The sequence below is a fragment of the Candidatus Methylomirabilota bacterium genome, assembly GCA_035315345.1.
Classification (GTDB): domain Bacteria; phylum Methylomirabilota; class Methylomirabilia; order Rokubacteriales; family CSP1-6; genus CAMLFJ01.
Map to the genome: position 1 here is coordinate 1 of DATFYA010000111.1, position 12,420 is coordinate 12,420.

The window sequence follows — 12,420 nt, forward strand, 5'->3', positions numbered from 1 at the left end:
ATCTCGAGCGCCCACTTCTCATAGGGCGGCACCAGCGCGAGCTGGGTCTGGCCGGGGCGGAGGGGCATGCGCTCGAGCCAGTCGGAGAAGCGCGGGGCGCCCTGGTTGAGTGCGGCCTGCACCCAGGGCTGCGCGGTCAGCGCGGCCTGCGTGTTGTAGGCCGAGTGCCAGAAGGCCCAGGCCAGGAAGCGCAGCTCGAGCGCGCCGCCGTGGCGCACGCTGGACTCGTGGGCGTCGGCGCCGCTCATGTTGGGGATCATCGTCGCCAGGCCCTCGGGGCCCAGCGCGGCGGTGGCGGTCTGCGTCCAGCCCGCCCACGAGGTGCCGAAGGTGCCCACCGTGCCGTCGCACCAGGGCTGCTTGCGGACCCAGGCCAGGGTGTCGGCGCCGTCCTCGGCCTCGGGGATGAGGAAGCTCACCTCGCCCTCGGAGAGAAAGCAGCCGCGGCAGTCCCGGTTCACCACCACGTAGCCGCGCGCGGCGAAGTAGCGGCACTCGCCCCCGGTGGCCTCGGTCTCGGTCTTGTTGTAGGGCGTGCGGTGGAGCAGGACCGGGCGGGGGTCGTTCACGGGGCGGCCGTCGCGGGCCGGGCGGTAGATGTCGGTGGCCAGGCGCACGCCGTCGCGCGTGGCGACCATCACGTTCTCGGTGAGATGCACGTCGAGCTCGGGGCGGGAGGCGCGGGCGGAGGGGTCCAGGGGTTTCATCGGGCCGGATTCTGCCACGAACACTTAGCCCTTGAGTTTTGAATTATTCATAATATCTTTGTATTCATGAATGGAACGAAACCACGGCATGAGCTGAAGGTGGCCGATGAGGTGTGGATCGTGACGGCCCTGCTTCACCGGGAGCATCCCGAGCGCGATGACTTCACTGTCGCCGAGATCGTGGAACGCGCTCGAAAGGAGGGTCTGACACCGGAGCTGCGGCCGGGCGTCTACGTCCACGCGGTCGTGCATTGCGTGGCCAATCGTCCGCCGAATCCTGGCCGCTACCGGATGCTGCTCGAGACAGGGCCCAACCGTCGGCGTCTCTACCGGCCCGGGGACCCTGCGGATGAAGCTCGGCGGGGCGGCAAGGTGACGCCCGGCCGCGCGGCGATTCCCGCCCGGTACCACCGGCTGCTGGACTGGTACGAGAAGGAATACGGCGGCCGGCGCGGCCTCAAACCCGAAGCGGACCCGCTCCTTGCCCTCCGCGGCTCCGGCCGTGACCTGTGGGCGAGCGAGCCGGCCGACCGGTACGTGCGCCGACTGCGGGAGGGCTGGGAGTGAGCCGCGTCTTCTGGGATACCAACCTCTTCATCTATCTCATGGAGGGCGCTGGCCCACAGTCGGAACAGGTCGCCCGGATCCGAGAGCGCATGCTGGAGCGCGAAGACGAGCTCTGCACCTCGACCCTCACGCTCAGCGAGGTGCTCGTGAAGCCGGTCGAGCAGGGTGATACGGCGCTGCGCCAGCGCTACGAGGACGTCCTCTCGCGCACCGCGCGCCTGATCGCGTTCGACCGGGAGGCGGCTCGGCGGTACGCCGAGATCCGGCTCATCCGCGGCATCCGTCCTCCGGATGCGATTCAGCTCGCGTGCGCCGCCCAGGCCGATGTCGACCTGTTCATTACCAACGACGACCGCCTGAGCCGATTCACCGTTCCGGGCATCCAGTTCCTGGTGTCGCTCGATCGCGCCTTCCTCTGATGCGCCGGGCAGAATTCTGCGGGGCTCACTTGCCGATGGCCGCTCGGCCGCGAATGCCTCACCTCGCTCGCGCGTACGATCTCGGCGGCGAACGCCTCCAGGGCCTCCCAGTCGTAGGGCCCCTCGCGGAGCGCGATGCAGAGCCGGGTGCAGTCGAGCGCCCGGAACTGGTCAACCATGGCCCGCGCCTCCGCCACCGTACCCCGCAGGTAGCCGGTGCGGTCGACGCAATCGGCGTTGTCGCCCCAGTGGCCTCGGAAGACCGCCTCGGCGCGCGCCGCGGCCTTCGCGTCGGCCCCGAGATAGAACCCGAGGTTCACCGTGCGCAGGATCGTCTTCGGGTCGCGCCGTTCCGTCTCGCACCACTGGTCGAGGACCTGGCTCTTGTGCTGCCACTCGGGCGGACCGATGTAGGCCGCGTTCCATCCGTTGCTGCGGGTGTCCGCGATGAGGACACGCTGCAGGCGGAGGATCTCGGCCGACCATCGCACCGAGGGCCGGATGAGTGAGCAGTGTCACGTCGGGCGCGCGAGGTAGAGCACCGCGCCGGTCAATCCCTCCGGGTAGCGGCGCGCGGCCTGCTCGATCGCATCGGCGATGCCGTGGAAGTCATCCGTCCGGAACCGGGACGAGAGGATCACGATCCCGGCGTGGTCGACGTTCGCGGCGATCGCCTCGGTCGCCAGGGCGACGAAGTCGGCCACGTCGCAGGTGACGATGGCGCGCGCCTGATCGGTGGCGTATCGGAGCTGCGCCGCGTCGGCGATCTGCGTGTTGCCGGCTTCATGCGCGCTGGTGGCATCCAGCCCCCGCGCCCGTAGCAGCTCCGCGATCCGTGGTGAGAGATTCTCGTCCAGGTAGAGCTTCACCCGAGCGGGAGGACGCGAACCAGGCCGGGATGGCGGAGCGCGAGGGCCTCCGGGGTGAGCGCCGCGTTGGCCTCGACCTCCCGGCGGATCTCTTCCGGGTAGCGGCTGCCGTACATCACCGCCGCGGTGATCTGGGCCTGGGAGAGCTGGCCGAAGGCCCGGCGGACGCGCTCGAGGTCCTGGTCCTGGACGTGGTCGCGCAGCACCTCCCAGACGGCCAGGCCCGTACCGGCGACCTTCGCGGTGCGGCCCGCGGGCTCCGAGGCGAAATAGATCCCGGGGCACTCCCGCATGCGGATCCCCTCCTCGATCAGCTCCTGGGCGACTTCGGACACCGACCGGCGGCCGCGGGCCGCCCAGGCCTCCAGATGCTCGCGCACGGACTGGCGGAGGCGCATCGTGGTGGAGACCGTCGCCTCGGGGTAGCGCCGGGGACGGCGCTTGCGAGCCTGCCCGTCTCGGTCTCGGGGAGGTTTGGCGGCCATCTCTCGCCGAGCTTACCCTGTAAGACAGGCGAATACAATGTACTCTCTCATTTTGTTCTATTCGTACATCTGTTCACGTATCTTGAACAATGAAGATAATCGAACACAGGGGGCACCATGGCCCAGGACACGGAGGTTCTGAAGCGCGCACTCGCCGGCTTGCGTCGCACGACCGGCCTGACGGCAGAATTCGAAGCCCGGCAGCCTGGGAACCTGAAGGGGCCTCGGGCGGACGTCGTCATCGAGCTCGAGGTGGGCGGCAAGCGTCACCAGCTCTATGCCGAGGTCAAGGCCGTCGACCGCCCCGTCGCACTGGCCGCCGCCAAGCATCGACTCGAGGCCTACGGTCAGAAAGGGGTGCTGGTCACCCCCTATCTCACGACCGCCCTCGCCCGGCATTGCCGCGAGTCGCTCGATCTGCAGTTCATCGATACCGCCGGCAATGCCTACCTGCGTGCACCGGGGCTCTACATCTTCGTCCAGGGCGAGCGACCGCCGGAGCCCCTCACGGGAGGAGCTGGAAGGCCCGCGCGGGGCGGCACCGCCACCGCCCTTCGCGCGGTGTTCGTTCTGCTCTGCAGGCCGGAGCTGCTCAACGCCCCCTACCGGGAGATCGCGGCGGCCGCAGGAATCGGGCTCGGGACGGTCGGCTGGGCACTCTTCGATCTCGAGCGCCGGGGCTATCTCACCGCGGCCGGGCAGCGCCGGAATCGCCGCCTGCTGGAGCCCACCCGGCTCCTCGACGAATGGGCCACGAACTTCCCGATCCGGTTGCGACCCAAGCTCAATCCGCGGCGGTTCCGGGCGGCCGACCCCGGCTGGTGGGAGCTGGCGCATCTCCCCGCCGGCGCGCGCTGGGGTGGCGAGGTCGCGGCGGCGAAGCTGGCCGGCCATCTCAAGCCGGGCACCGTCACCATCTATGTGGAGCCGGCCCCGGCTCGGGATGCCCTGGCCTCGCTCGCGCAGGAGCATCGCCTGCGCGCCGATCCGCAGGGCAACGTCGAGATCCTCGACACGTTCTGGGCGCTTCCTGAGCAGGACGGCCTGCCGGGCCTGGTGCCGCCCTTGCTCGTCTACACCGATCTCATGGCCACGCTCGATCCGCGCAATCTCGAGGCTGCCAGGCGGATCCGCGAGCAGCACCTCGAGCATGCTGTCCGTCGCGCCTGATCGGCCCGTCGATCCGCTGGCGATCGCGATCCTGAGGCAGGTCGATCCCGTCGCCCGGGCGCTCGGCGTCGAGTACCTCGTGACCGGGGCGACCGCGCGTGACATCGTGCTGGTCGGCGTGTTCGGTCTGGAGACGGGCCGGGGTACCCGCGATGTGGACCTGGCCATCGCCGTGGATGGGTGGCCTGCGTTCGAGGCGATGAGGACTAGCCTGGTCGGAACGGGTGCCTTCGTGCCGGATCGGCAGATCGTCCACCGGCTCTTTCATCTACGCGGGGAACAGCGCGGCTATCCGATCGATCTCATCCCCTTCGGCGCCATCGAGGACCCAGGTGCGACGATCGCCTGGCCTCCGGACCGATCCGTCGTGATGAGTGTGACCGGCTACCGCGAGGCCTTCGACGCGGCGGTACCAGCCGAGGTTGACCCGGGCTTCGTCGTGCGCGTCGTGTCGCTGCCGGGGCTGGCCCTCCTGAAGCTGATCGCCTGGGCCGATCGCGGCGCGGCGGATCCCCGCGATGCGATCGACCTCGCCATGCTGCTGCGCCGGTATCACGCGGCCGGAAACGAGGATCGCCTGTACGGCGCCGAGATCGCGGTCCTGGAGGCTGCCGGCTACGACGCGGATCTGGCGGGCCCGAGACTGCTCGGTCGGGACGTGGCACGGATCAGCCGGGCTGAGACGAGACGCACGTTGCTGGCGCTGCTCGACGACGAGCGGAACCTGGAACGACTTTCCCGGGCCATGGCCCGGGAGATGGGCGCCGCCCGGGATCCCGTCGCCCTCGCACGAGGGCTGATCGGTCAGTTTCAGGTGGGACTCCAGGAGGGCTGAGACGGATGCCGACGATGCCCTGGCAGGGTATCCTGCTCGCGATTCAGCCACGGATCCGCCTCACGCGGTCGTTCGACGAGCGCACGCACACCTACCTCGGCTACGCGCTGCGGCTCGACGGCACGATCGGCGATCGGCGCGGCGAGTTCCTGGTAGGCATCGGCGCCGGCACCCAGGCGAAGCATCGCTTCCGGGCGGGCGACGTTCTGAAAGGCGAGTCGCAGCCCGTGGCCGACCCGCGCAGCGAGCCGGTAGACTACTACAAGACGGTGCGGCTCGAGCTGCTGGAGCGCGCGCCCGAGACCAACCCTCCGCCGCCGCCCTGGCTCGGCGTGCCGCCCGAGCTGCCGGTGTACCGGGAGCGCGGTCACCGGCGTCTCGATGCCCAGACCTACGACGCGAAGTGCCACGCGTGCCTCTGGGGATGCCGCATGCCGGTCGATATGATCGTGGACCCGTGGAAGCCGCGCGACGACGTCCGTTACCGGTTCGAGACCTTCTGCTACGGGCCGAAGTCCTGCGCGCTCTACCGGGCGGGCGCGCGGCGGACGGTGCCCGGACGCAAGGGGGTGACGTGGGAAGAAGCGGACTGGGTCGACAAGGACGCCACGGCGCACCGGGGACCGCACGAATGAGGGGCTCGCCCGCCATGGACAAGGAGCTCCATGGCGTGCCCTACAGCGCCGCCAGCGCGCGGGCCAGAAGGAGTCGAACCCGCGGGCTCGCGACGCGCCGCCATGGCCGCGTCAGCGTTCGCTCCAGGGCACGAAGGCGGGCCTGCTCGACCCCGAGGTAGCGCTTGGCCGCACCGGCAACCGCGGGGTCGATCGACGCCTGCGTGCCGCGAATCAGGAACTCACGAAGCAGGCCCATCGCCACCTCCGCATCGTGCAGGTCGCCGATATGATCCTGCAGCGCCACCAGCGCCTCGATGGCGGGGGCTGGCCCGGGACCCAATACCTCGCTGAAGAACTCCAGCAGATAGCGCAGGCGCTTGCCCTCGATCCGGAGCGCGTGGATGGTCTCGAGAGACGCCCAGCCCAGCACGGTCTCATAGGCGCGCACGTTGCCATAGTGCTCCCAGACGGCGGCGGGCAGGAGGTGCCGGACCAGCTGTGGCCTGGGTGGATCGCCCGCGTCGACGTCCTTCACGCCGGCGCCTGTGGTGGAGAGGAACGCCCCGTAGCTTTCGGTGAACGATCGGTAGTTGTCCGCCTTCAGATAGGCGACCAGCTCGTCCCGCGCGACACGACGCCGTCGCTGCCAGTCGTCGAGAACGGGCGTGAATGACCTCGCGTCGGCCGGGCCGAGTGAGGCCCCGTGTCGCTCCGCCGCCTCGATCAGCACGTCCAGGTCGCGGACCGCCCCGAGGCGCTCGGCCGCCGTCTTCAGCTCGTCCCGGAAGGCGTCGATGGCCTTGCGCCGGAACTGGGGAGCGATGATCCGGAAGGCGGCCCGCTGGCGGCGGGTGGCGACTCGCATGCGATGGAGGGCTTCGATGTCCTGGCCCTCGAGGGTACCCGCCTCGCTGGCCCGCATGCGTTCGTAGTGAAAGCGGAGGATCTTTCGGCCGGCCTCCGCTAGCGGCTCGTCGGCGCGGACGCCAGGGGTTTTCTTCTTCTTCCGGGGCGCCGCCCCGCGAGGGCTGTCCAGGATGGCCAGAGCGCGCTCGAACTTGGACGCTGGCTGCGGCTCGAGCTCGAACGCACCGAGGCCGGCGTCGATTGCCCGAAGATCGTCCAGCGTGCCGTCTCCCGCGAGCTCGATCTCGACCTCGTGCATCGCCGTCCGGTGTCCCTCGACATCGATCTCGACGGTATCGAGCGACAGCTCGCCGACGGCACGTCCGTCCCGCTCCACGGCTCGGAGGACCCGGTGCTGGCGCAGGGCGAAGAGCTCGGCGAGCGCCTGGTCCTTGGCCAAGCCGCTGACGACCTCGCGCGCCGGGCCGTCGGGCCACTCGCCGGGTGGCCCGTATCGCGCGATCTCGCATTCATACTCTTCACGCCGGTGGACCCCGCCCTCGGCCCGGGCCAGCTCCTTGACGGTCACCACCCAGCGCTCGCCTCCCTCGGTCTCGCGCAGCCGGCAGCTGTAGCCCGCGCGCAGGAGAGCACGCTGCGCCGTGTCCAGGTAGTGATCGACCAGGTGTCGTTCGCCCGCGGGGTGAAGCGCATAGCCGTCCACCGCTCCGAGCTCGAGCAGGGTGACGAAGACGGCCGGGCGAGCAACCGTGTACTTGGCTTCTATCTCCACCGGGGTGTACCGAGGGAACGAGAAATACCCTACGGGCCAGATTATACTCGCCCGCGGGTGTGAGATCGCAAACCCACACACTCCTCGTCGTCGAGGTCGACATGACTGGCTCGGTTCCGCTGCTCGAGTGGATGCAGACGTACCGCCGGGCCTCCCATCCTTCACCCCTTTCGATGTTTCGCTCGTCGCGCAGCTCTGGCCGGGGGCCCTCGGCATCGCCCTGATGAGCTTCACCGAGACGATCGCGGCCGGACGCGCGTTCGCGACGAGCGAAGAGCCTCCGCTGCGGCCGAACCAGGAGCTAGTGGCGACGGGACTCGCGACTGCGGGCGGCGCGCTCCTGGGAGCCATGCCGGCGGGTGGCGGCACGTCCCAGACTGCCGTGAACCGCCTCGCGGGAGCCCGCACGCAGTTGGCCGAGCTGGTTACCGCGGCGGCCACGCTCCTCACGATGCTCTTCCTCGCGGGCCTCATCGGGCTCTTGCCGCACACGGTCCTGGCCGCGGTGGTCATCGTCTACTCGATCGGGCTGATCAAGCCGGCGGACTTCCGGGCCATCCTCGCGGTCCGACGAACCGAGTTCATCTGGGCCCTGACCGCGCTCGCGGGCGTGGTCCTCCTGGGGACCCTGCAGGGCATCCTCGTGGCCATCGTGGTGTCCCTGATCGCTCTTGCCCAGCAGGCGACCAACCCTCCGGTCCACGTCCTCGTCCGCAAGCCCGGCACCAACGTCTTCCGGCCGCGCTCGACGGAGCACCCCCAGGACGAATCCTTCCCCGGTCTCCTGATCCTCCGCTTGGAGGGCCGCGTGTTCTTCGCCAACGCGGAGCGCATCGCGGAGAAGCTGCGGGCGGCCATGGAGGAGGCGGCGCCGAAGCCGAGCGTCGTGGCCCTCGACCTCAACGGCGTGCCCGATCTCGAGTACACCGCCCTGAAGATGCTGATCGAGGCCGAGCGGCGCCAGCGCCACCGCGGGGTCTCGTTGTGGCTGGTCGGGCTCAACCCGAGCGTGCTCGAGGTGATCCAGCGCTCGTCGCTCTGGCCGACGCTCGGCCGCGACCGCATGCACTTCAACGTCGAGGTCGCGGTCGCTCGTTACCTGGGGGCCGCGCCGGATGCCACCGCAACCGTGAGATCGGCGGGCGGCTGAGCGGGAAGCGCAGCCCGCACTTCCCGGCGACTTCGTTTCCGCGGTCCGTCAGGATCTCGAACGTCAGCTGGCGGGTCCGGATCAGCTCCCGGTGTGTGCTCGGGCGACAAGAAGCAATAGGCGCGACGATTGACATGGCTGCGAATCGCGCCGATGATCGCTGAGCCGATGAGCGCGTGATGACGCGCGGCGAACGCTTCGCCCCTCCCAGTGACAGAGGACGACTATGGCGACGTACTCGATCGGTGATGTCGACCGGCGTGAAGTCCTGGCCATGCTGGCCATTCTGGCCGCGTCGGCGGTAGTTCCACCACGCGTCGCGTCTTCCCAGACGGGACTCGCACGGACACCCGGTCAGATCCTCGGCCCGTTCTATCCGCTCAAGTCGCTCCCGGCCACGTCTGATCTGACCCGCGTGCCCGGTCGACCCGGGCGCGCCGAGGGTCAGGTCCTCAACGTCATGGGGCGCGTGCTGAATCTCGCCGGCCAGCCGGTCCGCGATGCCACGGTCGAGGTCTGGCAGGCCAATGCCCACGGACGGTACACGCATCCGAGCGACCCCAATCGGGCGCCGCTGGATCCGAACTTCGATGGGGCTGCGACCCTGAAGACCGATGTGGAGGGCCGTTATCGATTCAAGACGATCAAGCCCGCCGCGTACCCCGCCGGACCCAACATGATGCGGCCGGCGCACATCCACTTCCAGGTCACCGGTCGGGAGGATCGGCTCGTCACGCAGATGTATTTCGCCGGCGATCCGTACAACGCGACGGATGTCTTTCTCAACAGTGCGGGGCGCAAGGAGCTCCTGATCATGCCCCTGCTCGAGCCGACTGCGGAGCTCGAGCCGGATTCCAAGCTGGTTCGATTCGACATCGTCGTCTACAAGGGGTGACAGTCAGAAACGGCAGCGGGGTCAGTTCCAGAGGCGGGTGGAGAAGTAGCGTTCTCCCAGGTCGTTGAACAAGGTCACGACACGTCCCGCTCGCTCGCGACGGGCGATACGTTCAACGCCCACCATGTAGGCCCCGGACGACTGGCCCACGAAAAATCCGGCACGGGCTAGCCTGACGCACATCGCGTAGGCATCCTCGCTGGTGACCGGTATCCGTTCGTCGATGACCGCCTCGTCGAGGATCGCGGGAACGATATCCCCAGGCCCGAGCGGCTTGAGCCCTTCGATCCCGGGGAACACCTCCGGGATGACACACACGACGCGGATCGCGGGGTCGTGCTCCTTCAGCCGTCGCCCCAGGCCGGTCACCGTGCCTCCCGTCCCGACCCCGACGACAAGATGCGTCAGCCGGCCTCCGGTTTGCTCGAGGATCTCGACCGCCGTCGTCTCGTAGTGGGCGCGCCAGTTGTCCTCGTTGCTGTACTGGTCGCAGAAGAAATAATTCTCCGCGTCGGCGTCATGCCGGCGGTGGACCTCCCGCAACGCTTCGTCGTAGCCCTTCAGCGCGTCCGTATAGGTCAGCCGAGCGCCGTGTGCCAGCAGGCGCTTCTTCCGTTCGGTGCTGGCATTGTCGGGGATGACGATCTCGACCGGGTAGCCGATGATCCGACCCACCATCGCGTACGCGATCCCCGCGTTGCCCGATGAGCTGTCCAGGATGGTCTTGCCGGGCCGCAGGCGGCCATTCGCCAGGGCCGCGAGCAGCATGTTCAAGACCGGCCGGTCCTTGAGCGAGCCGCCCGGGTTGAGGCATTCCATCTTGGCCAGCACCTCGACGCCGGGCCGCTCGTCGCCGAACACGCTCACCGGTACCAGCGGAGTGTTGCCGATCGCCCGGAGCGCCGGGTAGCGGGCCAGCAACGGTTCGATGCGTCGGTCCCACGGCATGGGAGAGCCGGCCGGGTCAGCCGCTCACCGGCGGCGGGGACAGACCGCCGCCGGTGAGCGAGCGTCGCCTATCGGGGCTGGGGAACGATCCGGATGTACGGCTTCGGGGACTTCCAACCGCCCGGGTAGGCCTTCTTCGCGTCGTCGTCCGAGACCGCCGGCGAGATGATGACGTCCCCACCCTGCTTCCAGTTCACCGGGGTGGCCACCTTGTGTTTCGCGGTGAGCTGGCAGGAGTCCAGGAGGCGCAGGACCTCGTCGAAGTTGCGGCCGGTGCTCATGGGATAGGTCAGCATCGCCTTGACCTTCTTGTCCGGCCCGATGACGAAGACGGAGCGCACGGTCGCGTTGTCGGCCGCGGTCCGGCCCTGGGCTTTGTTGCCCGCGTCCTCCGGCAGCATGTCATACGCCTTCGCCACCTTGAGCTCGGGGTCGCCGATCAAGGGGTAGCTCACCGCGTGGCCCTGCGTTTCCTCGATGTCCTTCGACCACTTCTCGTGATCGGGAACCGAATCCACGCTGATCCCGATGATCTTGCAGTTCCGCTTCTCGAAGTCGGGTTTCAGCCCCGCCATGTAGCCGAGCTCGGTCGTGCAGACGGGGGTGAAGTTCTTCGGATGCGAGAACAGGATGGCCCAGCCGTCTCCGATCCACTCGTGGAAGTTGATCCGGCCTTGCGTGGTGTCCGCGGTGAAGTTGGGAGCCTCGCTGTTGATTCTCAATGACATACCGACCTCCATTTCGTGAAGAACGTTGAAGCATCGACCGTTTCCGCCGTCTGCCGGAGCGCGCCAGGAAGTCCCCCTTGTCTACTCTCAGGGCCGGGGAGAGTCAAGGCGCCTTCGGGCAGCCGCCGGCCTGGTCCCCGCCGGCGCCGGGCTCGGCGCTTGCGTGGCGCGCGGCGCTTCGCCTATCCTGCACGCGCCGCGTGCAGGCGGGGCCCGAGCGGTGACGCACGAGGATCCGGCCCGCCGCACGTCGCTCCGGAGTGAACCCTCCTTCCCGGGAGGCAGCCATGGCCAGATCGCCGTTCTCGCCCGCCCAGCTTGATCGCCGCCAGCTCCTTCGCACGTCTGCCGCGGCCGCGGGACTTTCGATGATGCCGGGTGCGCTCGGCGCGCAGACCGGGCCCTGGGCGGAGCGGCCGGCCGGCACGCCGTCGCAGGTCACCTTCGTGGTCTGGCAGTACGGCAAGATCTACGAGCAGATCGCCAGGCAGTTCGAGCAGGACTGGTCGGTCAAGATCAACCAGATCATCGAGCCCAACGTCGAGCCGCAGGTGGCGAAGCTCACCGCCATGTACGCGGCGGGCGACACCGTCGACGTCTCGCAGTCGCCCATGCAGTACCTCGCGAGCTACATCGACCAGGGCATCGCCACGCCCATCGACGGGCTGCCCGGCGTCGATCAGTACGTGAAGGACTTCACCCCATTCACGAAGGCCATCGCCCAGCGCGACGGCAAGACGTGGGGGCTCCCGTACTTCTCCACGGTGTGGGTCTTCATCTACAACGACGAGCTGCTCGCCCGAGCCGGGTTCAAGGGCAAGCCCTTCAAGAGCTACCCAGAGCTGCTCGAGCAGTGCCGCAAGGCCAAGAAGGACGGGGTCTGCAAGTATCCGATCCTCTGGGTGGCGGGCGCGGGCTTCGAGCAGCTCCCGGCGACCTGGTTCAGCATGACGCACAACCGCGGCGGCGTGATCTTCGACAAGCAGCTCGCGCCGCAGCTCGGGGCCGGCTCCGTGGCGCGCGAGACGCTCAAGTGGTGGCAGAACACGTTCAAGGAGGAGCTGGCGGATCCCAACTCGCTCAACCTCCGCTTCATCCCGGCCGTGAAGGCGTTCAACGCCGGCCAGCACGTCTACCTCGGCACGCTCCACCACTATTACGTGAGCCTCGTGAACGACGCGGCCAACTCGCCCATCGCCGGCAAGGGGCGCGTGGTCGGGCACCCGGGCGACGGCAAGACCATCGGCTACACGATGCTCTACATCCTCACCAGCGCGACGAAGAACCGGGAGTGGGCCTGGAAGCTGCTGCAGTACCTGGGCGGCCGCACCAAGGACGGCCAGTACACGCAGGCCAATCGCCTCGCGACCGACGCGATGCTCGGCAGCGGC

The 12,420-nt window shown here is 68.7% G+C and carries 13 protein-coding genes and 1 pseudogene; 8 read left to right on the plus strand and 6 right to left on the minus strand.

Annotated elements, in window-relative coordinates:
• Positions 1 to 707 (minus strand): CocE/NonD family hydrolase (locus VKN16_15770; protein ID HME95665.1); only part of this gene is annotated, 707 nt, incomplete at its 3' end.
• Between the two features lie 99 nt (positions 708 to 806).
• Here VKN16_15770 and VKN16_15775 point away from each other — a divergent pair.
• A complete protein-coding gene (locus tag VKN16_15775) occupies positions 807 to 1,274 on the plus strand; it encodes a hypothetical protein (GenBank protein ID HME95666.1) in 468 nt (155 codons plus the stop codon).
• On the plus strand, positions 1,271 to 1,693 hold the full coding sequence (locus VKN16_15780) for a PIN domain-containing protein (GenBank protein HME95667.1): 423 nt from the start codon (positions 1,271 to 1,273) through the stop codon (positions 1,691 to 1,693). The genes VKN16_15775 and VKN16_15780 overlap by 4 nt, the downstream gene beginning before the upstream one ends.
• 515 nt (positions 1,694 to 2,208) lie before the next feature.
• Here VKN16_15780 and VKN16_15785 read toward each other — a convergent pair.
• Positions 2,209 to 2,562: a DUF5615 family PIN-like protein gene (locus VKN16_15785; protein HME95668.1), complete on the minus strand. Its 354-nt coding sequence runs from the start codon at positions 2,560 to 2,562 to the stop codon at positions 2,209 to 2,211.
• The gene (locus VKN16_15790; GenBank protein ID HME95669.1) at positions 2,559 to 2,960 is read right to left on the minus strand and encodes a hypothetical protein; all 402 of its coding nucleotides are present in this window, start codon (positions 2,958 to 2,960) and stop codon (positions 2,559 to 2,561) included. Before VKN16_15790 ends, VKN16_15785 begins: the two co-directional genes overlap by 4 nt.
• Before the next feature lie 204 nt (positions 2,961 to 3,164).
• On the opposite strand from VKN16_15790, the gene VKN16_15795 reads away from it, so the two are divergent.
• The 3 genes from VKN16_15795 to VKN16_15805 are packed head-to-tail and all read left to right on the plus strand — an operon-like array spanning position 3,165 to position 5,687.
• Positions 3,165 to 4,217, plus strand: a complete 1,053-nt coding sequence (locus tag VKN16_15795; protein HME95670.1) for a type IV toxin-antitoxin system AbiEi family antitoxin — start codon at positions 3,165 to 3,167, stop codon at positions 4,215 to 4,217.
• Positions 4,198 to 5,052 (plus strand): nucleotidyl transferase AbiEii/AbiGii toxin family protein, encoded by an 855-nt coding sequence (locus VKN16_15800; GenBank protein ID HME95671.1) that lies wholly within the window; start codon positions 4,198 to 4,200, stop codon positions 5,050 to 5,052. The genes VKN16_15795 and VKN16_15800 overlap by 20 nt, the downstream gene beginning before the upstream one ends.
• Positions 5,053 to 5,057: 5 nt before the next feature.
• A complete protein-coding gene (locus VKN16_15805) occupies positions 5,058 to 5,687 on the plus strand; it encodes a hypothetical protein (GenBank protein ID HME95672.1) in 630 nt (209 codons plus the stop codon).
• Positions 5,688 to 5,727: 40 nt separating this feature from the next.
• Here the strand turns inward: VKN16_15805 and VKN16_15810 are convergent, their stop codons facing one another.
• Entirely contained in the window at positions 5,728 to 7,524 is a 1,797-nt protein-coding gene (locus tag VKN16_15810; protein HME95673.1) for a CHAD domain-containing protein, read from the minus strand.
• On the opposite strand from VKN16_15810, the pseudogene VKN16_15815 reads away from it, so the two are divergent.
• A pseudogene (locus VKN16_15815) lies at positions 7,448 to 8,458 on the plus strand (SulP family inorganic anion transporter). The gene VKN16_15810 and the pseudogene VKN16_15815 overlap by 77 nt on opposite strands.
• A gap of 226 nt (positions 8,459 to 8,684) precedes the next feature.
• Positions 8,685 to 9,353, plus strand: a complete 669-nt coding sequence (locus VKN16_15820) for a protocatechuate 3,4-dioxygenase (protein HME95674.1) — start codon at positions 8,685 to 8,687, stop codon at positions 9,351 to 9,353.
• A 21-nt stretch (positions 9,354 to 9,374) separates the two neighbouring features.
• Here VKN16_15820 and VKN16_15825 read toward each other — a convergent pair whose 3' ends face one another.
• Positions 9,375 to 10,274 carry a PLP-dependent cysteine synthase family protein gene (locus tag VKN16_15825; protein HME95675.1) on the minus strand — a complete coding sequence of 300 codons (900 nt, stop codon included), beginning with the start codon at positions 10,272 to 10,274 and terminating at the stop codon, positions 9,375 to 9,377.
• A 95-nt stretch (positions 10,275 to 10,369) separates the two neighbouring features.
• Complete coding sequence (locus VKN16_15830; protein ID HME95676.1) at positions 10,370 to 11,029, minus strand: peroxiredoxin; 660 nt, start codon at positions 11,027 to 11,029, stop codon at positions 10,370 to 10,372.
• A gap of 287 nt (positions 11,030 to 11,316) precedes the next feature.
• On the opposite strand from VKN16_15830, the gene VKN16_15835 reads away from it, so the two are divergent.
• Positions 11,317 to 12,420: extracellular solute-binding protein (locus VKN16_15835; protein HME95677.1), on the plus strand; the 1,104-nt coding region annotated here is incomplete at its 3' end.